This window comes from Amycolatopsis cynarae, from assembly GCF_026802195.1.
GTDB classification, from domain to species: Bacteria; Actinomycetota; Actinomycetes; order Mycobacteriales; family Pseudonocardiaceae; genus Amycolatopsis_E; species Amycolatopsis_E rhizosphaerae.
The window spans coordinates 4,807,736-4,827,861 of sequence record NZ_CP113836.1 but is presented as its reverse complement, the minus strand read 5'-3'; the positions used below and the strand labels follow the sequence as shown (position 1 = coordinate 4,827,861).

Sequence of the window (20,126 nt, the reverse complement as noted above, 5' to 3'; positions counted from 1 at the left end):
GGCAGTCGATGGCGTCCATCCGCCGTGAAATCGCGATCGAGGCGAGCCCGGAGGAGGTGTGGTCCGCCCTGCGGGACTGGGACGCGCTCCACGAGCGCCTGGTACCCGGTTTCGTCGTGGACACCCGCCGCGAAGGCGACGACCTGAGGATCGTCACCTTCGGCAGCGGGGCCGTGCTGCGGGAGCGCATCATCGCCGTCGACGACGAGGCGCGCCGCATCGCCTGGACGGTCATCGACGGCCCGTACGCCCACCACAGCGCCTCGGCGCAGGTGTTCGACGAAGGCGGCGGCCGGTCCCGGTTCGTGTGGATCGCCGACCTGCTGCCGGACTCGCTCGCCGGATCCACCGGCGAGGCGATGGCCGAGGGCACCGGGATCGTGAAGAAGACCTTGGAAACCCGGTGACGCTCAGAGCCGGCGGGCGTTGTGGAAGGGCATGCCCTTCATCGACGAGATCTTGACCGGCTGCCCGGTGGTGCTGGCGTGCAGGATCTTGCCGTCGCCCACGTAGATCCCCACGTGGCTGACCGGGCTGTAGAAGAAGACGAGGTCGCCGGGCCGCAGCTGGGACGGTGCCACGGGGGCGCCGAGGGCGGACTGCATCGCCGCGTTGTGCGGCAGGGCGCGGCCGGTCTGCTTGAACGCCCACTGCACCAGACCGGAGCAGTCGTAGGCGCCGGGCCCGGCGGCGCCCCAGACGTAGGGCTTGCCCTGCTGGGTCAGCGCGGCGCGCAGTGCGGACGCGCCGAGGTTCGAGCCTGCGATCGAGGCGGCGGGGGCGGCCGGGGTGGCGGCCAGTGCGGGTCCGGCGGCCGCCGCGAGCGCGAGGACCGTCATCGCGCTCGTGACCGCCGCGCGGAACAGACGAGTTCCCACGGGAATTCCTTTCGCGTGCGCCGCCCGGGGTTTTCGGGGAACCCCGGGGCGGCACCTCGCGGCCGCGGCCGATCGGGGAAGGCCGCAGGTCACCGCAAGAGCGCGAGAAGATTACGAAAAAGAAACTACAAAAGTCACTATCGGAGTGTCATTTGACACAGATCAGCGAAATGCCGTAGCGGATCACGTGCGAACAGTCGCTCTTCACCGGCAGGGAACGGGGATGGGCCTTTGCGCGTCGCGCCGGGGTCACCGTCGGCGGCGGGGTCGGCGACGCCGTAAGGGGACGAGGGGGTAGGCCAGCGGGCCCTCGGCGCGCACCGGGACGAGTTCGACAGGCCGGTCGCCGTGCGCGAACAGCACGGTCATCGCCGAGCGTTCGCCCGCGACCCATCCCTGCTGTTTTCCGTTGGCGGAGACGGCATCAAGGGCGTACGTGGTGGCATGGCGCAGCTGGATCTCGCTTCCTCCCGGATAGGTCGCGGTCAGCGTCCGGCCGTCGGCTCCGACGAAGACCCCGGCGGAATGCCACCCGGTCCGCCGTGCCGCCCGGTACCGCCGGAACCAGCCCATCGCGTACAGGCCGGAGAAAGGGGTTCCCCCCAGCCCCACGAGCAGCGGTGCGACGAAAAGGCTCAGCTGGCCCTTGTCGGTGTTCTCGTCCTCGGGGGTGCGGACCCGGGCGGGATCGGTGGCGTCGTAGACGACGACCACGTCCTGGTACAACTGAAACGGCCGTTTCGTGTCGAGCACGATCTTCGCGGTTCGCGGCTCTCCGCGCACCGGGTAGTCCACCTTGATCGACCACTCTCCCCTGGACGGCCAGGAGACGTCGGTGACCGATCCCGTGACCCAGACGCCGTGGTGCAGAAGGTCGTCCGCGTCATGGGAAAGCCGGACCTCCTGCGCGACGGCACCCCCCAGCAGTGCGACGAAAACGGCGAAGACGCCCGTCCCGCGCCAGACGCGCAGGCGCAGGCGCCGGAGCCCGGCGGTCAGGTCCACGTCCCCCGCGCCGGTTTCGCCGGGACCGGGAGGCACCCACGCGGCCGGTGGGGGAGCCGTCTTTCCGGCCGCGGCCGCCGCGGCCAGTGTGCGCCGCCGCCGCTGGAGCTCCCGGTTCCGGCGGACCGCGTGGATCCCGGCCTTGACGGCGAGCACGGCCAGCGTGCCGACCACCACGGCCGAAACGCTGAAGAGCGTTACCGACGGCGGGTCACTGCCGGTGATCAGGGCGACGATCACCAGGCTGGTCCAGAGGAGGCCGGCGAGGGCGAGAACGAGGCAGAGAGCGAAAGAGGCGTTGCGCGCCCGGCGATGTCTTCGTACGTCGTCGTCGCGGCCATGATCAACCACAATCCCACGCTACGGCGGGGCACCACGGTTGTCCACATTCGCGCTGCCCAGGCCGTGAGGGGGCCCTTCACAGTCGATTCGACCGTGAGGGGCCCCCTCACGGGACCCGGGCTCGGGGATCAGGCGAGGTCGAACCGGTCGAGGTTCATCACCTTGTCCCACGCGGCGACGAAGTCGTGCACGAACTTCTCCCGCGCGTCGTCGCTGGCGTAGACCTCCGCGACTGCCCGCAGCTCGGAGTTCGAGCCGAAGACGAGGTCGACGCGGCTGCCGGTCCACTTGACCGCACCCGTGCCGTCGCGGCCCTCGAACGTCTCCGCGTCCTCGGAAGCCGCCGTCCACGTGGTGTCCATGTCCAGCAGGTTCACGAAGAAGTCGTTGGTCAGCGACTCCGGTGCGGCGGTGAAGACACCCAGCTTGGACTGCTGGTGGTTCGCACCCAGGGCGCGCAGGCCGCCCACCAGGACGGTCATCTCGGGCGCGCTCAGGTTCAGCAGGTTCGCGCGGTCGACCAGGAGGTACTCGGAGGGCAGCTTGCTGCCCTTCCCGCGGTAGTTGCGGAATCCGTCGGCGACCGGTTCGAGCGCGGCGAAGGACTCCACGTCGGTCTCTTCCTGCGACGCGTCCGCCCGTCCCGGCGTGAAGGGCACGGTCACGTCGAAGCCCGCGTTCCTGGCGGCCTGCTCGACCGCGGCGCACCCGCCGAGCACGATGAGGTCGGCCAGCGAAACCCGCTTACCGCCGGTCTGGGAGGCGTTGAAGGACTCCTGGATCCCTTCCAGGGTGCGCAGCACCACCGCCAGCTTGTCGGGCTCGTTGACCTCCCAGCTCCGCTGGGGTTCGAGGCGGATGCGCGCCCCGTTCGCGCCGCCGCGCTTGTCGCTGCCGCGGAACGTCGAGGCCGACGCCCAAGCCGTCGACACGAGCTGGGAGACCGAAAGGCCCGAGGCGAGGAGCCGGCCCTTGAGCGCGGCGATCTCCTCGGCGCCGATCAGCTCGTGGTCCACCTCGGGGACCGGGTCCTGCCAGACCAGCGTCTCCTGCGGGACCAGCGGTCCGAGGTAACGGCTGCGCGGGCCCATGTCGCGGTGGGTCAGCTTGAACCAGGCGCGGGCGAAGGCGTCCGCGAACTGGTCCGGGTTTTCCAGGAAGCGCCGCGAGATCTGCTCGTAGACCGGGTCGAAGCGGAGCGCGAGGTCGGTGGTCAGCATCGACGGCGCGCGCGTCAGCTCACCGGTCTCGGGGTCGGGCACGGTGTTGGCCCCCGCGCCGTCCTTCGGCCGCCACTGGTGGGCCCCGGCGGGGCTCTTGGTCAGCTCCCACTCGTAGCCGAACAGGTTCTCGAAGAAACCGTTGCCCCACTTGGTCGGCGTGGCCGTCCAGGTGACTTCGAGGCCGCTGGTGATCGCGTCGGCGCCCTTGCCGCTGCCGAAGCTGTTCTTCCAGCCGAGGCCCTGCTCCTCCAGGGGGGCGCCTTCGGGTTCGGGGCCGACGTGGGCGTCCGGGTTCGCCGCGCCGTGGGTCTTGCCGAAGGTGTGGCCGCCCGCGATGAGCGCGACGGTCTCCTCGTCGTTCATCGCCATGCGCCGGAAGGTTTCCCGGATGTCGCGGGCCGCGGCGAGCGGGTCCGGGACGCCGTTGGGGCCCTCGGGGTTGACGTAGATCAGTCCCATTTGGACGGCCGCGAGCGGGTTCTCCAGCTGCCGGTCGCCGCTGTAGCGCTCGTCTCCGAGCCAGGTGGTTTCCGGGCCCCAGTAGACGTCCTCGTCCGGTTCCCAGACGTCCGCGCGCCCGCCGGCGAAGCCGAAGGTCTTGAAGCCCATGGTTTCCAGCGCGCGGTTGCCCGCGAAGATCATCAGGTCGGCCCACGAGATCTTGCGGCCGTACTTCTTCTTCACCGGCCAGAGCAGACGGCGTGCCTTGTCGAGGTTGGCGTTGTCGGGCCAGCTGTTCAGCGGTGCGAACCGCTGCATGCCCGCGCCCGCGCCGCCACGGCCGTCGTGGATGCGGTACGTGCCCGCGCTGTGCCACGCCATGCGGATGATCAGCGGGCCGTAGTGGCCGAAGTCGGCGGGCCACCACTCCTGCGACGTGGTCAGCACCTCGTCGACGTCCCTGGCCAGTGCGTCGAGGTCGAGGCTGCCGAACTCGGCCGCGTAGTCGAAGTCCCCGCCCATCGGATTGGCCGCGGGCGGGTGCTTCCGCAGGATCTTCAGGTTGAGCTGGTTCGGCCACCAGTCGCGGTTGCCCGCGCCCCCGGTCGGGTGGCGGAAGCGCCCGGCCGGGACGGGGCAGCCGCCCGCGGTTTCGTCGTTCATCTCGCCGACAACGGCGTCAGGACTGTCAGACACGGAAATCCTTTCCGGGAAGTGGAGCACGGGTTCAGGAACTGGATGCGGTGTTGCAGGCGGGGCACAGGCCCCAGTAGATGACCTCGGCCTCGTCGATGGCGAAACCGTGGTCGTCGGACGCGGTCAGGCAGGGTGCGGTGCCCACGGCGCAGTCGACGTCGGCGATGACCCCGCACGACCGGCACACCAGGTGGTGGTGGTTGTCCCCGACCCGTGCCTCGTAGCGGGCCACCGAACCGGGCGGTTCGATCCGTCGCAGGAGCCCCGCGGCGGTCAGTGCGCGCAGGATGTCGTAGACGGCCTGATGGGACACCCCACCGAGGGTTTCCCGCACGGCGCCGAGGATCGAGTCCGTGTCGGCGTGCGGGTGGCCGTGCACGGCGGACAGCACCGCCACCCGCGGCCGCGTCACCCGCAGGGCGGCCCCGCGCAACAGGCGCTCGAAGTCCGGTGTCGTGGGCACGCCCGGCAGTCTGCCGCAAAATCTGGAATGAATCAAGTTTTACTGGGCGGCCCGGTCCGCCTCTTCGAACACCGCGGCCGCGCGCCCGGCCGTGACCAGCGCGCGGCGACCGGTGCTGACCAGCCCCAGGACCAGGAGGGCGGCGCCGAGGCCGAGCAGGAGCCACCCCACGCCGTCACCCGACGCGGTGAGGGCCGTCCCGTCGCGAAATCCCCCGATCGTGCCGGCGATCGCGACTCCCAGCGTGGTGCCGATCTGCCGTCCGGTGGAGGCCAGCGAGGCGGCCACCCCGGCCATCGAGCGCGGCATCCCGGAGACGGCCGTCGCGGTGATCGGCGGGTTCACCGTGCCCATGAACACGCCGAAGGGGACGAAGATCGCGAGCACGACGGGCAGCGGGGTGGCCGGGGTGAGCCATAGCGACGCCGCGCCGCCCACCAGCAGCGCGCTCCCGGAAACCGCCAGCGGCAGGCGGGGGCCGCTCGTGCCGACCAGCCGGCCCGTGCGCGGGGACAGCAGCACGACCAGAAGGCCGACCGGAAGCAGGCACAGCCCGGTCGCCAGCGCGGGCAGCCCGCGCACGTCCTGCAGGTACTGGGTGGTCACGAACAGGAACGCGCCGAAGGCGCACAAGGCGCACAGCGCCATCACGATCGCCGCGCTGAACGGCACGCTGCGGAACAGGCGCAGCTCCAGCAGCGGGTCGGCGCGGCGCGGTTCGTAACGGAGGATGCCCAGCACCCCCAGCACGGCGATGGCGAACAGACCGAGGATCACCGGGGAGGTCCAGCCCAGCCGCTCGGACTCGATGATCGCGGCGACCGCGCCACCCAGCACCAGGACCACCAGCAACTGGCCCACCGGGTCGAACCGGCGTGCCCTCGCCGCGCGGGACTCGGGCACGAACCGCGCGGTGGCCACGAGCGCGGCGGCCACGATCGGCACGTTGACCAGGAACACGGTGTGCCAGCCGAACCCGTCGACCAGCGCGCCCCCGACGATCGGGCCCAGTGCCAGCGACAGGCCGGTGACCGAGCCGAACACGCCGATGGCCCTGGCCCGCTCGGCGGGTTCGGGGAACGTGGTGGCCACGATGGCCATCGCCACTGGGTTGAGCATCGTGCCCCCGACGGCCTGCAGCGCCCGCGCCGCGATCAGCCAGCCGAGGCCCGGTGCCAGGCCGCACAGCAGTGAACCGAGCCCGAAGACGGCGAGGCCGGTCTGGAAGACCCGGCGCCGTCCGACACGGTCCGCAGTGGACCCCGCGAGCACCAGGAAAGCGGACATTACCAAGGTATAGGCATCGACCGTCCATTGCAGACCGGAAACCGGGGCGCCGAAGTCACGGCGGATCGCGGGCAGTGCGACGTTGACGATGGAGATGTCCATGACCACGACCACCATGCTGGCGCAGCAGATCGCGAGCACCAGGAACCGGCGGCGGCCGAGCTCGCCGTCCGGGGTCTCGCGCAGCGTTGAAGAACTCATGGGCGGCGACGCTAGGATTTAGAGCGTGCTCGAAGTCAAACCGCCGGTGGCGCCCGAGCGCGCCGAAACGGGCCTGACCATCGCCGAGGCCGCCCGCCGCACCGGGGTCAGCGTCCACGCCCTCCGCTACTACGAACGCGCCGGCCTGGTCGTCAGCCCCGTCGGCCGCAACCACGCCGGCCGTCGGCGCTACCGCCGGCTCGACCTCGAGTGGATCACCGTCTGCACCAGGCTGCGCGCCACTGGCATGCCCATCAGGACCATCCGGCGCTACGCCGAACTGGTCTCGGCCGGGTACGGCAACGAGCAGGACCGGCTCGCCCTCCTGGAAGCCCACCGCGCCGAGGTGCTCGCCAAGCTCGCCGAACTCCAGGAGAACCTGCAGCTCATCGACCACAAGATCGACGTCTACCGGGGCCGCCTCGCCGCGGGCGACGCCGACCGGCTCTGGGCACCGCGGCGCCCGGCGGAGACCGACTGAATTCGGTTGCCCTCAAGGTGACCTTGAGGGCGTTTATGACCCTGAAGGCGACCTTCACGGCACCCGACATCGTCCCGGTCCGCCGCGGCGTCCGTCCACAATTCACGAGACCCACGGCCGGACCGTGGAATGAATCACGGGCGAAAGAATGTCCGCCCGGCTCGAATCGCGGCGTTTATGCCGGTGACCGTCCGGCTAATCTCGGACAACGAGAAGGAAGGAGGACGGCTCGAAGTACACATCACGTTCGGACAACATCTCGTGGCACTACCATCCGTATTCGAGTGTAAGCGTGTCATTTATCCGAACGCCCCGAAACGGGGCCGGCGATCGGGGAGGCCGTCGGCCCAAGAGATCACATGCGGAGTCGGAAATTGACCAGAAAGCTAGCCGACTGGGTGAAATCGGAAGTTCGCCCGTTGCAGGAAAAATCTGTTTCCTGGCTGTCCCAGTACCATTTCTTCCGAGATCCCGCCAGAAGTGCCTTCGTCGACCCGGGGCTCTTCTTCGCACCGGCCGACGGCGTGGTGCTCTACGCGAGCGTGGTCGAACCGGACGAGGCCATCCTCGACGTGAAGGGCCGCTCGTACTCCCTCCAGGAAGCGATCCGCGACCCCTTCTACGACAGGGCGAGCCTCGTCGTCGGTATTTTCATGACGTTCTTCGACGTGCATGTCAACCGGGTGCCGTACTCGGGATTTCTGTCCTATCGGGAGTTCGATCCGCTGGACACCGAGAACCACCCCATGCTGGACCTCGAACAGGACATCATGGAGAACCTGCGCATCCCGCACGAGCGGGCCGGTTACCTGCACCACAACCAGCGCATGGTGAACCGGATCGACGTACCCGCCCTCGGTATTCCCTACTACGTGCTCCAGGTCGCCGACTACGACGTCGACGCGATCACCCCGTTCACCCTCAAGCAGAACCAGCCCTGCCAGCAGGGCGAACGGTTCTCGCAGATCAGGTACGGATCCCAGGTGGACCTCATCGTGCCGCTGTCGGCGCGCCACCGGTTCACGGCACTCGTGTCGCCGCGCGAACACGTCGAAGCCGGCGTCGATCCGATCGTGGCCATCGACGAAATCCACCCCCTGTCCCAGTCCGGTCAACTCTGAAAGAGCAACCCCGATGAGCTCGTCCGTCAACGCTGCCCAGACGAAAAATCCCGCCGACCCGGTCAATCCCAGCCAGCTCGAATGCCCGGCATTTCTGGTGAACGCGCCCTTCTCCTACCGCACCGACGTGGCGAACAACGCGTGGATGCAGGAATTGCCCGACCAGGATCGTGCGCCGGAGCGCAAGAAGGCGATGGTGCAGTTCCTCGAACTGTACCGTTACCTCGCGGGTGGCGCCCTGGTCTACGTCCTGCCGACCCCCAGAATCGAAGGGCTGCAGGATCTCGTGTTCACTGCGAACCTGGGAATCGTGCTGGAACACCTGGACAAAAAGGACGTCGTCGTCCTCTCCAATTTCACCTCCGAGCCCCGGAGGGGTGAGACGGAGGTGGGCCTGCGGTTTTTCGAGCAGGCGAACTACCGCACCTACGTGCCCCCGGCCAAATTCGAGGGCGAGGCGGAACTCAAACACCTCTACGACAACGTCTACGTGGGCGGGTACGGCCTCAGGTCGGAGGCCGAGACCTACGAGTGGATGCGGCGCCGGTTCGACATGACCATAGTGCCGCTGGAACTCACCGACCCCTATCTGTACCACCTCGACTGCACGGTGTTCCCACTCACCCGCGAGGAGACGCTGGTCTGCACGGAGATGTACGACCGTGCCGAAGTCAAGGAGCTCGAGCGCTACACCGATATCATCGACGTCAGCCCCGACCTCTGCCTGTCCGGCATCTGCAACTCCGTGCGCCTGCACAACACGCTCGTGAACGCCTCCCATGTGCACGAGTTGAAGGCGGGCACGGAGGACTACCAGTCCGAGGTGGCCAAGAACCGGCGGCTGGAAGACATCGCCGCCTCGCACGCCTTCGAGGTCACACTGATCAACCTCAGTGAGTACCTCAAGGGCGGGGCGCTGCTGTCGTGCATGGTCCTGCACCTCAACCGGCACTCCTACGACTTCCGGCTGGTGTGAACGGCACGATGTCCGCGGATCGGCCGGCGATCTCCACGAGCGGGCGCGGACCCGTCAGGTCCCTGTGGGGCTACACCCGGGGTATCCGCGTCGTGCTCGTGGGGTTGCTGGCCCTCGACCTGGCGGCCAACGCGGCAGCGCTGATCCAGCCTCTCGCGGCACGCTGGGTGCTCGACCAACTGGAGGCGCACCGGAGCGTGCTCGGTCCCGCGCTGATGCTCGCCGGGGTGGCGGCCGTCGGCCTGGTGCTGGTGGGACTGTCCACGTTCCTCCTGGAAAGAACCGGGCAGCACGTCGTGAGGGGGGTGCGGCGCGGGCTCGTCGGACGGGTTCTGCACGCCGAAGTCGGTGTCGTCGAGCGGGGTGCGGTCGGCGATTTCCTGTCCCGGCTCGGCAGCGACACGACCCTGCTCGAAGAGGACATCGCGGGCTCGCTCGTCCACGCCGCCGCCTCGCCGCTGACCGTCGTCGCGGCGCTGGTCCTCATGGCCACCGTGGACCAGCCGATGTTCCTGCTGGTCGTGGGCATGCTGACGGTGACAACGGTCGCGGAACGGTGGTCGTTCCGCTGGCTGTCGCGGGCCACGGAGGACGCGCAGGCCCGCGTCGCCGGGATGCTCTCCGGTCTGCAGCGGGCACTGATCGCCTTCCGCACGGTCAAGGCATCGGGCACCGAGGACCTCGAAGACCGCCTGATCGGTCAGGAGGCCGACTCGGCGTACCGGGCCGGGGTCCGTGCGGCCAGGGCACGCGCGATCCTCGAAGTGGTGGCCATGATCGCGGTGGACGTGACCTTCCTCGTGGTGCTCGCCGTCGGTGCGGCCCGCGTCGCCTCCGGTGACCTGGGGTTACCGGACCTCGTGGCCTTCCTGCTCTACGTCATCTTCCTGCGCGATCCGATCGAGACGACCACCGTGGCGGCCGCCGCGCTGTCCGCGGGCCTGGCCGCGGTCAAACGCATCGAGGAGGTGCGCACCCTGCCGCCCGAGCCGGTCACGACGCACGCCGGGCCGCCCCGGGCGTCAGCGGGAGGCGGCCCGGCGGACGTGCGGTTCGAGGGCGTCTGGTTCGGCTACCGCGGGGTGCCCGTCCTCCGGGACGTGACGGTCGGGATGGGGGTGGGGCTGACGGTGCTCGCCGGGCCCTCCGGATCCGGGAAGACCACGATCCTCAGCCTTATCGAGCGCTTCGCCGACGTGGAGCGGGGACGCATCACCCTCGAGGGCCGTGACCTGCGTGACCTGGATCGGGCCGAGTTGCGCCATCGCCTGGCCTACGTGCAGCAGGAGGCCCCGCTGCTCGGTGACACGATCCGGGCCGCCGCGCTCTACGGCGTGCCCGACCCGGAACACGCGGATCTGGGCGGCGCGCTCCGGGCGGTCGCGCTCGACGACTGGGTGGCCCGGCTGCCGGACGGGCTGGACACCGTGGTCGGTGAGCGGGGGGTGGCCATCTCGGGCGGTCAGCGGCAGCGGCTCGCGGTGGCGCGGGCGCTGCTGCGGGGTGCGGACGTCCTCCTCCTGGACGAGGCGACCTCCCAGCTCGATGCCGTCAGTGAACGCACCCTGCTCGACTCGGTCGCGCACCAGGCCAGAACGCGCACCGTGATCGCGGCCACCCACCGGCTCTCGGTCGCGGCCACCGCCGACCAGGTGGTGCTGCTGGCGAACGGCCGTGTCCGGTCGATCGGCCTGCACGACGAGTTGATCCGCGGGGACCGGCTGTACCGGGAACTCGCCTCGGTCGGCGGCGGCACCGGCCAGGAGGCCGGGCGCGACATCCCTTGAGCGGCCCGCGTTCCTCCCGCGATCTGTCCTCAGTGGACCGATGTGGTTTCAGCGCAGCCAGGTGAGCGGTGCGAGGTAGAGCCCGCCCTGGCCCCAGCCCGCGTGCGAGACGTACCAGCGGCCGCCGTCCCGCACGACCTCCGCGGCGTGTGCGGCGAAATGACCCGTGAGGTTCGCGTTCTCGAAGCGGAACGGGTCTTCGCTGCGGTAGACGTCGGTGCCCGCGTAGCCCAGGCGCGGCCCGGTGAACAGGTACCAGTAATGGCCGTGCCGGACCACGAACGGCGATTCGGTGGGGCCGCCCCAGGTGCCCGATTCGGGGGAGACGTAGGCCGCGGCCCGGGGGCTCCAGTTCCGGAGGTCGTCACTGGTGCGGTAGAGCACCGCGTGCCCGCCGCCGGCGGGCTCGGTGGTGCCCGTGTAGTACAGCACCCAGCGGCCGCCGATGCGGATGACGTACGGGTCGCGGGCGTCGTAGCCGTCGGTGAACAGGCTGCCGCCGGGATCGCGGGTCCAGTGGAACAGATCCTTCGAGGTGGCCCGGTTGATCGCGGACCTGGTGTGGTCCGGACCGCCACCGCAGTAGAACATCTGGTAGGTGTCGCCGACGCGGATGACGTGCGGTGCCCACAGGTGCGTCTCGCCGTAGGCGCGGTCCACGGTGAGCGCGAACGGCTGTTTCGTCCACGGGCCGTGCAACTGGGGTGCGGTGGCGTGGGCGAACTGGATCTCGTTCTCCGGATCGGCCGGTTCCGGGTGGGTGATGCCGAAGACGTGCCAGGTGCCGCCGGTGTCCTTGATGAAGGTGTGGTCGTTGAGGTACCACTGCCGGTTTTCGCCGACGCTCGGGTCGTAGATCCTGACGAAGGTGCCGACCGCGACGTCGTTTCCCGTGGTGGCCGCCCCGGCGGGGGTGAGGCCGTTCGCCGCCCCGGCCCCGGTGATGCCCAGCGCCAGACCGCCGAGGAGCGCCGTCCGTCTGTTCACCCGCATCGCGATCACCCTCTCCTGAGGTCGCGTCCCGATCTTCCCGCACGGCGGGGGCAACCGCTTGCCAACAAGCCGGAATCACCGGGATTGCGCAGTGCGGGTGGGTATCACCCGGCAGTGTGATGGGACCTCCTAGGCTGATCATCGTGAAGCGGGTGGGGGTGGCGATGGCGGCCGCGGTGGCGGTCGCACTGGGATTGGCGTTCACGCTGGGTTTGCTCGGCGGGACGCCGCGGGGTGCGGGGGACAACGGTGACGGGTACCGGTTGTTCTGCGGCGCCGGGCTCGTCCCGGCCACGCCGACCCACACCGCGAACTGGCGGGGCGGGGTGGTGCTGGACTTCGACCGCGGCGCGCCCTGCGCCGATCCCCAGCCTTCGAGTGCCGGAACCATCCTCAAGGCCGCCGCGGGCGGGCACGGGCCGTTCAGCCTGACCACCCTCGGCTGGACCTATGTCCTGCTGGTCTTCCTGGTCACCCTGCTCGCCGCGTGGGCGGTGCAGGCGCACGGATCGCGACGGCTGCTTTTCCTGCTCCCACCGGCGGCGCCGCTGCTGGAACCCCCCTTCGCACGGTTCTTCCTGTCGACCTTCGGCGAGCCCGCCGGGCTGTTCGGCGCGTACACGATGTTGTGCGGTGTGGCGGTCATCGCCGCGACGAGGGTCGAGGACGGCGTGGCACGGTTGGCCGCGCTGGTTCTGGTGGGCGCGGGCGGGGTGGTCGCGGGACTGGCGAAGATCGGGTTCCTGCCGCTGCTCGTGATGGCGGTGCTCGTCTGCGCGGTCACCGGCGCCCGCCTTGGCCACGGCCGGTGGTGGACCGCCCGGCTCATCGGGCCCGCGCTCGCCGTCATGCTCGCGCTGGAGGCCATCGTGCCGGTCCGCGCGAGCCTGGCCTGGCAGGACCGCCACTTCGCCGAGGCCAATGCGGTCAATGTGGTCTACACCCTCGCCCTGGTCGACCTGCCGGGCAGCGCGCCCGCCCTCGGCCTGCCCGCCGCCGCGCAGGACAAAGCGGGCGACGGTTACTTCCCGAAAGGGCCGGACGCGCAGGCGGGCGGCGAGGTGGTGAGGAGCGACCCGCACGGAATCAGGAACAAGGTCTGGACCATGCTGTTCGAACGGCCCGCGGTGCTGGCGCGGGTGACCGGGATCGCCATGGAGGCCACCTACGACCGCGGCCTGACCTACCTGCCGGACCAGCCGTGGACACCGGCGAGCACGCCGCCGGTGTCCACCGCGGCGGCCGACAACGGCGTGGGCTTCGGTGCGGGCGTGCTCCAGCACTGGGCGGCCGAGGTGAGCCTGCCGGGGTGGCCCTCGCTGCTGGTCCTGATCGGCATGGCCGCCGGGGTGGTGGCGCTGGTGCGGCGCCGGGGGCGGTACGGCCTCGTCCCCGGAATCGCCGCGGCCAGCGCGCTCGGCGTCGCCGCGATGACCGTGCTCGGCGACGGGTACTTCGAACTCGCCAAACACGTGTGGCTGGCCGGCTACCTCCTCGACGTCACCGCACTGTCACTGGGCATCGTGCTCGTACCCGCCCTCGTGCGTGCCCGGGCCCGCACCGCGACCGGCGAAACGGCCACCCCGGCGATCGGTCTGCCAGGCCAAGGACCACGCCAAGGACCACCCCGGTGAACGCTCAGCCGAGGACGTCGCGCAGAGTGCGGGCGAAGGCTTCGGGCTTGCCCGCGTAAGGGGAGTCCCCGCCGGCGAAGCCGCCGTGGTGGCTCGGGAACACGACCGGCTGCGGCCCGAGCAGTGCGGCGAGGGCGATCGATGTGCGTCCGGTGAAGACCTCCAGGGACTCCTCGCCCACGCCGATCACGACCCGCGTCGGCGCCGCGGTGAGAGCCGCGATGTCGGGGTGATAGCCGCTGACCGCCCAGGACCGGTCGGAAAGCAGCGGGTCGTCGCGGGAGCCGTCGTCCCCGGTGGGCAAGCCGAACTGGGCGGGATCCGCCGGGGGCTGGGCGAAGTAGTCCTCGGTGTACTCACCGCGCCACGACGTCATCGCGATGAACGCCGCCATCCCGGCGCCGAACCCCTTGGCCTCGTAGGCTTCCCGGACGTCCGCGCGGGCGCGCTCGGCCGCCTCGGCGTCCGGAAGCACCGGAATGACCGGCGGTTCGTGGGCCACCAGGGTGGTCACGTCGTCCGGGTACGCCGCGACGAGCGCGAGCGCCGTCACCGCGCCGCCGCTGCTGGCGAACATTTCGACCGGGCCCACGCCGAGCGCCTCGATCACCTCGTGCACGTCGCGAGCCTGGACCACCGGCACGTTGTCGGTCCTGCCGTCCTGCCGCGTGCTGCGGCCGAGGCCGCGCGGGTCGTAGGTGACCACGGTGCGGTCGGGGAAGTGGGATGCCAGCGTGCGGAAGCCGGTGGCCTCCATCGGCTGGCCGATCATGAACAGCGGCGGGCGCCCGTCCGTGGTGGGCAGCGGGCCGTCCACGTCGTAGGTGATGCTCGCCTCGCCGGTCTGGAGCACATGCGTCGTCATCATGTCAGTAGAGACCCCTCGCAGGGCGGAAACTCATCGCGGCTGGGGTTCGACCTGAGGATAGGGCGGAGGACCGGTCAGCAGCGGTTCGGGCAGGCCCCGGCTCACGTGGTCGAGGAACGCGGTCAGGTACGCGGTGGTGATGGTGAGCGCGTCGGTGCCGTCGATGGGACCGAGTGCGAGCTGGGACCGGATCGGTGCGGCGAGGTAGTAGAGGCCGTAGTCGCTGAAGTCGAAGTGTTCGGCTCCGTTGATCCGGTAGCACCAGGTGGGCGCGGTGCTGGCGGTGAGCAGGGCACGGGCGGTGTCGCGGTCGGACCGGTCGCCGGGGCTCGCCGGTTGGCAGGTTCCGGTGACGCAGGATTGCTCGCTGCCGATGAGCAGCATCGGTTTGGCGAGTCCGGAGTGGACGACCGTCCCGTACTGGGTACCGTCGAGGTCGGCCGCGCCCGCGCAGTGCGCGTCGGAGCGGCACGCCTCCAGCGCGGCCGCGCCGCCGAAGGAATGGCCGAGGTAGACGGTCGTTGCGGCGTCGACATGCCCGGCGAACAGGCCGGTTTCGCGGTCCAAGGCGGAGATCCGGGCGGCGGTGAAGGAGGCGTCCGCCGCCCAGATGCCGACAAGCCGGTCTCCCGTGGTCTGGGCCTGGGCGGCGTGCAGGTCGTCGGCGCCGGACTCGGGCGGGTTCCCGGCCTCCGTCGCGGCTACGGCTCGTCCGTTGAGGACGGTCAGGTTCGCGCTGTAGGTGGGGGTGACCCCGGCGACCAGATATCCGTGGCTGGCCAGGTTTTCCGCCAGCGCGGTGTATTGCGGTGCGGCGAAGCCCATCCCCGGTTCCAGTACTGCGACGGGAAACCGGCCGGGGGCGGCGGGAACGTCGGCGAAGGCATGGTCGTGGACGTTGCCGAAGCCGGTCTCGCCCAGCCCGGGCAGGCTGCCCAGGTGCAATCCGGCCCAAGCGCCCGGAGTGTAGGGCGCAGGTTGCGCGCCGGGGCCCGGCGAGGCGGGGTACCACAGCCAGACGGACAACTCCCGCGGCATGCCTGGTCGCGGGGCGAGCGGATCGGTGCGGGTGCCGTCGGTCAGGTCGAGGATGGTCCGTCCGACCGCGTAGGGGCCGGCCGGGGCGGGCAGGGTGACCGGCTGTGCCGCGCGGAACGCGACATAGCCCACGTAGCCGCCGATCAGGACCACGAGTGCGAGCAGGACCCTGCTCGCGCGGCGCAGCCAGGGGTGCTTCTTCCGAGGGGCTGACGTGACTTCGTCCACGACGGCGATAGTACACATCGCGTACTACGTGACAAGTAGTATGGTGGTGGCATGCACAGCAAGGACGCGCAGATGCTGGTGCTCACCGCGCTCGCGGGGGGTCCGCTGCACGGGTATGCGATCAACACCGCGATCGAGGCGCTGACCGGCACCCGCCTCGGCCCGGGCAGCCTGTACGGCGCGCTCGCCCGGCTGGAGGCACGGCAGTTGATCGAACCCGCGGGCGAGCCATCCGCCGCGCAGGAGCGGCACCGCACAGTGCGGATCACTCCGGCCGGGCGGGAAGCGCTGCGTGCGGAACTCGAACAGATGTCCCGGGTCGCCAAGGCAGGTCTTCGCGCACTGGGGGGCGCCCCGGCATGAACGTGCCCGAGCTCCTGGTCCGGCTCTACCCGCCCGCGATCCGGCAGTGCTGGGGGAGCGAGATCGCCCACGAGGCGCGACTGGCCGGGCCGCGCTCGTGGTTCGACACGGCCGCCGGGGCCGTGAAACTGTGGCTGAGCCCGAGCGACTGGCCCGAAACGATCGCGGGGCAGACCAGTCGTGTGCTGGCCACCGCACTGGTCGCGGTGATCACGACCGCCGCGGGGTTACTGCGCGCCGCCGACCCCACCCCGCTGACCGCGCCCGTCGACCACCCCGCGGCCAGTGTGTGGCTGCTGCCGGTCGTGGCCGGGCTGGCGCTCTCCGCGCCCGTGCCCTCCTTGCGGCCGGCCGTGTTCACGCGCCTGGCCGCCGTGGCGGCGCGCACCCTCACCCTACCCGTCCTCGCGGTGGCCGCCCTGTTCGTGATCGCCCACAGCGGCCTGATCGACCACCCCGGCAACGGCGTCCATATCCTGATGCTCGGCTACTACTGGGCGACCCTCGCCTTCGCCGGGATCCACCTGTGCCTGTTCACGGCGCGCCTGGGCCGGATCGCCGTCGTGCCGAGCACGCGCCGGTTGCGCCTCGCGCTGCTGTTCGCCGGAACGGGACTGGCGCTCGCGGCCACGCAGACCCTCGCCACCACCGTCCAGGGCGGCACGGTGCTGCTGTCCTGCGGGCTGGCCGTCCTCGCCGCGCCGCTGCTCATCCTCGGTCAGGATCTGCGCCGCATTCCGCGGTGCTGAGCATCCACCTCCTCCACCTCGACGACCACGGCGTCGATCGCGCGCACACCGACTTCTTCGCGTCGGGAACGTTGTTCTTCGTGGCAGCGCGGTGAAGGCCCCGCGGGATCTGGCGGAACGAACACGCGAGCTTGCGGGACACCCGGGCCTTCGTTATAGTGCGAACAAGTCACCCGGATGTCGGCTCAGCCGCCCGGCCGGACTTTCTCTTCCTCGCTTCGTCTGAAGCGGTTCGGATTTTCTCGTTCCCGGTGCTCGGCACATGCGTCGATCACCCTTGCTCCCAGGAGTCACAACCATGTCCTACCAAGGAATTCTCGATATCCGCGGCAAGTCCGCCACGCTCGGCTACATCCCCGGTGGCGTCACTGTCCCTTTTGGACTCGTCAGCGCGCACGACCTGCGCCGCGGTGACGAGATCGTGGTGGAGGGCGGAGAACTGGTGTCGGTCAACGGTGCCCCGCCCGTTCGCGGGCGTCCGGAGTTCGCCGCGCTCACGCCCGTGCACCCCAGTGAACGGCTCGTGCTGGAAACCGGCCGTCACGAACTCACCACGCGGGTGCTCGACCTCGTCGCGCCGGTCGGCAAGGGGCAGCGAGCGCTCGTCGTCGCGCCGCCGCGCACCGGCAAAACCCTGGTGCTGCAGGCGATCGCGCGCTCCGTCGCGGTGAACCACCCGCGCGCGCACCTCATGGTGCTGCTGGCCGACGAGCGGCCGGAGGAGGTCACCGACATGCGCCGCACGGTGCACGGCGAGGTGATCGCCTCGACCTTCGACCGCAAGCCCGCCGAGCACACGGCGGTGGCCGAACTGGCACTGGAACGCGCCAAGCGGCTGGTGGAATCAGGCCGCGACGTCGTGCTGCTGCTCGATTCGCTGACCCGCCTCGCCCGCGCCTACAACCTGGCCGCCCGCCCGTCGGGCCGCGTCCTGTCCGGCGGTGTCGACGCCGGCGCACTGCAGCCCATGAAGAAGATCCTGGGCGCCGCCCGCAACATCGAAGGCGGCGGCTCGCTCACCATCATCGCCACCGCGCTCGTCGGCACCGGTTCCTTGGCGGACACGGTGTTCTTCGAGGAGCTGAAGAGCACCGGCAACTCGGAACTGCGTCTCGACCGCACCCTCGCCGACCACCGCGTCTACCCGGCCGTCGACGTGCTCGCCTCCGGCACCCGCCGCGATGAGCTCCTGCTGTCCTCCGCCGAACTGACCGTGATGACCGAGGTGCGGCGCGCACTGGCGGGCCAGGATCCGAAACGCGCGGCGGAGCAGTTCCTCGACCAGGTCCGCACCACGAAGTCGAACGCGGAGTTCGTCGCGAGGGTGTCGGCGTCGCTGCGCACGCCCGCGACAATGGCCGCATGAGGCTCGCGCCCGGCGGGTGGCGAGGATCTCGGGGTTACACGTTCGTAGGGAGTTTCGGCCAGGCCGCCGTGGCCAGGGTCATCGCGGCGGCGCACGCGTCGCTTCCCCGATCCGGGACCCGAACGTAGAGCGATGCGAGCTGGTGCAGCCGGGGGACGGGGCTGGCGCCGACGTCGGTGGTGATCTTGCAGCTGAGGGTGTGGGGTTCGGTCACCGAGGGGAGGCCGGCGATGGTGGTCTTCGTGCCGGTCGGCAGCCTGCCGTAGTCGAAGCTGAACTCGACGTCGGTCCTGTGGACGAGGTCGAGCCAGGTGCAGCGGTGGTGACTGGGCACCGGGATGATTTCGAGGTCTTCGGCCAGCCCGCCGGGCAGGACGTGCGGGTCGGGCAGGAGCGGGCAGGGGTCGACCGTGCCCAGCGAGTTGGCGGGGAAGGTGAGGTGGGTCGCCTTCCGGGCCGTGATGTCGGTGACGAGCCCGGCGAAGACGGCCTTTTCGACCGTGCACAGCGCTGCGCGCTGGTCCACGGTCCCGGAGTCGTTGTCGGTGAATCCGACATCGACCATCAGGTGCGTGCCATCGGCGAAGGTCAGGTAGCGCCGGCATGCTTTGTCGGAACCGTATTCGGCGATCTGGATCCGCAGTCCCTGGTCCAGTTTGTCCGCGGTGACGTCGGGTGCGCGGTCCGGGTCGGCCTTCTTGCCCGCGAGCTGACCCACCACGATGGCCGTGGCGCGTCCGCTCACCGTGGTGAAAGCGATGCATTTGTTGGGTGACGAGACGACGGGGCCGATGTGGGTCGCCCCGGCGCCGGAGGCCTCGCCGAGGTCGACGAGGCTGCAGTAGTCGATGGTGGTGAGGTCGCCCAGCGCTTGTTCGGGGGTCAGGACCGGCGGGGCCGCCGGGGGCGACGGGGGGACGTTGCCGTGCAGGAAGGGGGCCGCACTGTTACCCGGAGAAGAGCAGGCGGTGAGGCACACCGCGAGCAGGACGAAAAGCCAAGATCGTGACACAGCGGAGAGATCTCCGTCCATCCCGTGAATGTTTCACTTCGTGACCGGACCGTGTCCGAGGTTTTTCACCCGGCGGGCGAGGTGAGGACTGGCACGATGTCCGCGTGATCCTTCTCGTTCCCGCCGACGTACTGCGTCCTCGCCGTGCCGATGACCATTTCGCCGCGGAGGCGGCGGCCGCCCGCGAGGCCGGGATGGAGGTGGCGCTGGTCGACCACGACGCGCTGACCACGCCGGGCGGCGCCGACCGGGCGGTCTCGCGGGTGCGGGGGAGTGGCGAGGCGATCTATCGCGGTTGGATGCTGCGCAGCGAGCAGTACGCGGCTTTCGCCGAAGCGCTCGGGCGAAGGGGTGTCACCCTGCGCACCAGCGCGGAACAGTACCGGCAGGCGCACGAACTGCCCGGCTGGTATTCCCGCCTGGCGTCGGTGACCCCGGAGTCGGTGTGGACAGTGGGCGGCGATCGTGCGGGTTTCGAGAAGGCCTGCCGCGAACTCGGCGCCGGGCCGGCGGTGCTGCGTGACTACACCAAATCGATGAAGCACTACTGGCACGAAGCCGCTTTCGTGCCGGAGGTGGCGGACACGGATTCCGCGTGGGCGGTGGCGACCCGGTTCCGTGAACTGCGCGAGGACGTGGCCGGGGGATTCGTCCTCCGTCGTTTCGAGCGTTTCGTTTCCACCGAGGTGCGCACCTGGTGGGTGGACGGGGTGTGCCGGGTGAGGGGCCCCCATCCCGATACCGCACCCGAGATGCCCGGCAGCGAACTCGATCTCACCGCGGCCGGGCCCCTGATCGCCGGACTGCGCCTGCCGTTCGTCACCGCCGACTTCGTGTTGCGCGAAGACGGCGTGTGGCGGTTGGTGGAACTCGGTGACGGGCAGGTCAGCGATCGCCCGCGCACGCTCCCGCCGGAGGAGCTGATCGGCGTGGTGCGCGGCGGGCGAACGGACGAGCGGATCTGAGGAGGCGCG

General features: G+C 70.3%; 19 protein-coding genes. 10 read left to right on the top strand and 9 right to left on the bottom strand.

Translation table 11 applies throughout. The features are described from left to right. The first annotated feature begins 8 nt into the window (after positions 1-8). Positions 9-407, top strand: coding sequence for an SRPBCC family protein (locus ORV05_RS23040; protein ID WP_268754101.1), 399 nt, complete (start codon positions 9-11; stop codon positions 405-407). Between the two features lie 3 nt (positions 408-410). Here ORV05_RS23040 and ORV05_RS23035 read toward each other — a convergent pair whose 3' ends face one another. From ORV05_RS23035 to ORV05_RS23015, 5 genes are all read right to left on the bottom strand, one after another. After that, entirely contained in the window at positions 411-878 is a 468-nt protein-coding gene (locus ORV05_RS23035) for an NlpC/P60 family protein (RefSeq protein ID WP_268754100.1), read from the bottom strand. A 249-nt stretch (positions 879-1,127) separates the two neighbouring features. After that, positions 1,128-2,234, bottom strand: a complete 1,107-nt coding sequence (locus tag ORV05_RS23030) for a hypothetical protein (protein WP_268754099.1) — start codon at positions 2,232-2,234, stop codon at positions 1,128-1,130. Between the two features lie 119 nt (positions 2,235-2,353). After that, a complete protein-coding gene (gene katG, locus ORV05_RS23025; protein WP_268754098.1) occupies positions 2,354-4,585 on the bottom strand; it encodes a catalase/peroxidase HPI in 2,232 nt (743 codons plus the stop codon). Positions 4,586-4,616: 31 nt separating this feature from the next. Continuing rightward, positions 4,617-5,048, bottom strand: coding sequence for a Fur family transcriptional regulator (locus tag ORV05_RS23020; protein ID WP_268754097.1), 432 nt, complete (start codon positions 5,046-5,048; stop codon positions 4,617-4,619). A 39-nt stretch (positions 5,049-5,087) separates the two neighbouring features. Continuing rightward, positions 5,088-6,536 carry an MFS transporter gene (locus ORV05_RS23015; RefSeq protein WP_268754096.1) on the bottom strand — a complete coding sequence of 483 codons (1,449 nt, stop codon included), beginning with the start codon at positions 6,534-6,536 and terminating at the stop codon, positions 5,088-5,090. Between the two features lie 25 nt (positions 6,537-6,561). Here ORV05_RS23015 and ORV05_RS23010 point away from each other — a divergent pair, with 25 nt between their 5' ends. From ORV05_RS23010 to ORV05_RS22995, 4 genes are all read left to right on the top strand, one after another. Next, positions 6,562-7,017 carry a MerR family transcriptional regulator gene (locus tag ORV05_RS23010; RefSeq protein ID WP_268754095.1) on the top strand — a complete coding sequence of 152 codons (456 nt, stop codon included), beginning with the start codon at positions 6,562-6,564 and terminating at the stop codon, positions 7,015-7,017. Positions 7,018-7,436: 419 nt separating this feature from the next. Continuing rightward, the gene (locus ORV05_RS23005) at positions 7,437-8,138 is read left to right on the top strand and encodes a phosphatidylserine decarboxylase (RefSeq protein WP_268754094.1); all 702 of its coding nucleotides are present in this window, start codon (positions 7,437-7,439) and stop codon (positions 8,136-8,138) included. Between the two features lie 13 nt (positions 8,139-8,151). After that, positions 8,152-9,114, top strand: coding sequence for a dimethylarginine dimethylaminohydrolase family protein (locus ORV05_RS23000; RefSeq protein WP_268754093.1), 963 nt, complete (start codon positions 8,152-8,154; stop codon positions 9,112-9,114). Between the two features lie 8 nt (positions 9,115-9,122). After that, positions 9,123-10,901, top strand: a complete 1,779-nt coding sequence (locus tag ORV05_RS22995) for an ABC transporter ATP-binding protein (protein WP_268754092.1) — start codon at positions 9,123-9,125, stop codon at positions 10,899-10,901. 48 nt (positions 10,902-10,949) lie between these two features. On the opposite strand, the gene ORV05_RS22990 is transcribed toward ORV05_RS22995, so the two are convergent. After that, a complete protein-coding gene (locus tag ORV05_RS22990; RefSeq protein ID WP_268754091.1) occupies positions 10,950-11,894 on the bottom strand; it encodes a glycoside hydrolase family protein in 945 nt (314 codons plus the stop codon). Positions 11,895-12,037: 143 nt separating this feature from the next. On the opposite strand from ORV05_RS22990, the gene ORV05_RS22985 reads away from it, so the two are divergent. Next, a complete protein-coding gene (locus tag ORV05_RS22985; protein WP_268754090.1) occupies positions 12,038-13,528 on the top strand; it encodes a hypothetical protein in 1,491 nt (496 codons plus the stop codon). 4 nt (positions 13,529-13,532) lie between these two features. On the opposite strand, the gene ORV05_RS22980 is transcribed toward ORV05_RS22985, so the two are convergent. Further along, positions 13,533-14,396 carry an alpha/beta fold hydrolase gene (locus ORV05_RS22980; RefSeq protein ID WP_268754089.1) on the bottom strand — a complete coding sequence of 288 codons (864 nt, stop codon included), beginning with the start codon at positions 14,394-14,396 and terminating at the stop codon, positions 13,533-13,535. A 30-nt stretch (positions 14,397-14,426) separates the two neighbouring features. Next, a complete protein-coding gene (locus tag ORV05_RS22975) occupies positions 14,427-15,662 on the bottom strand; it encodes an alpha/beta hydrolase family protein (protein WP_268754088.1) in 1,236 nt (411 codons plus the stop codon). Positions 15,663-15,713: 51 nt separating this feature from the next. On the opposite strand from ORV05_RS22975, the gene ORV05_RS22970 reads away from it, so the two are divergent. The 3 genes from ORV05_RS22970 to rho all read left to right on the top strand — a co-directional run bounded on the left by ORV05_RS22970 (position 15,714) and on the right by rho (position 18,140). Further along, positions 15,714-16,025, top strand: a complete 312-nt coding sequence (locus ORV05_RS22970) for a PadR family transcriptional regulator (RefSeq protein WP_268754087.1) — start codon at positions 15,714-15,716, stop codon at positions 16,023-16,025. After that, a complete protein-coding gene (locus ORV05_RS22965) occupies positions 16,022-16,774 on the top strand; it encodes a hypothetical protein (protein ID WP_268754086.1) in 753 nt (250 codons plus the stop codon). The genes ORV05_RS22970 and ORV05_RS22965 overlap by 4 nt, the downstream gene beginning before the upstream one ends. A gap of 298 nt (positions 16,775-17,072) precedes the next feature. After that, positions 17,073-18,140 (top strand): transcription termination factor Rho, encoded by a 1,068-nt coding sequence (gene rho / locus ORV05_RS22960; protein ID WP_268754085.1) that lies wholly within the window; start codon positions 17,073-17,075, stop codon positions 18,138-18,140. A gap of 34 nt (positions 18,141-18,174) precedes the next feature. On the opposite strand, the gene ORV05_RS22955 is transcribed toward rho, so the two are convergent. Further along, the gene (locus tag ORV05_RS22955; RefSeq protein WP_268754084.1) at positions 18,175-19,173 is read right to left on the bottom strand and encodes a hypothetical protein; all 999 of its coding nucleotides are present in this window, start codon (positions 19,171-19,173) and stop codon (positions 18,175-18,177) included. Positions 19,174-19,256: 83 nt separating this feature from the next. Between ORV05_RS22955 and ORV05_RS22950 the strand changes: the two genes are divergently transcribed. Next, the gene (locus tag ORV05_RS22950) at positions 19,257-20,117 is read left to right on the top strand and encodes an ATP-grasp domain-containing protein (RefSeq protein WP_268754082.1); all 861 of its coding nucleotides are present in this window, start codon (positions 19,257-19,259) and stop codon (positions 20,115-20,117) included. Positions 20,118-20,126 lie beyond the last annotated feature (9 nt).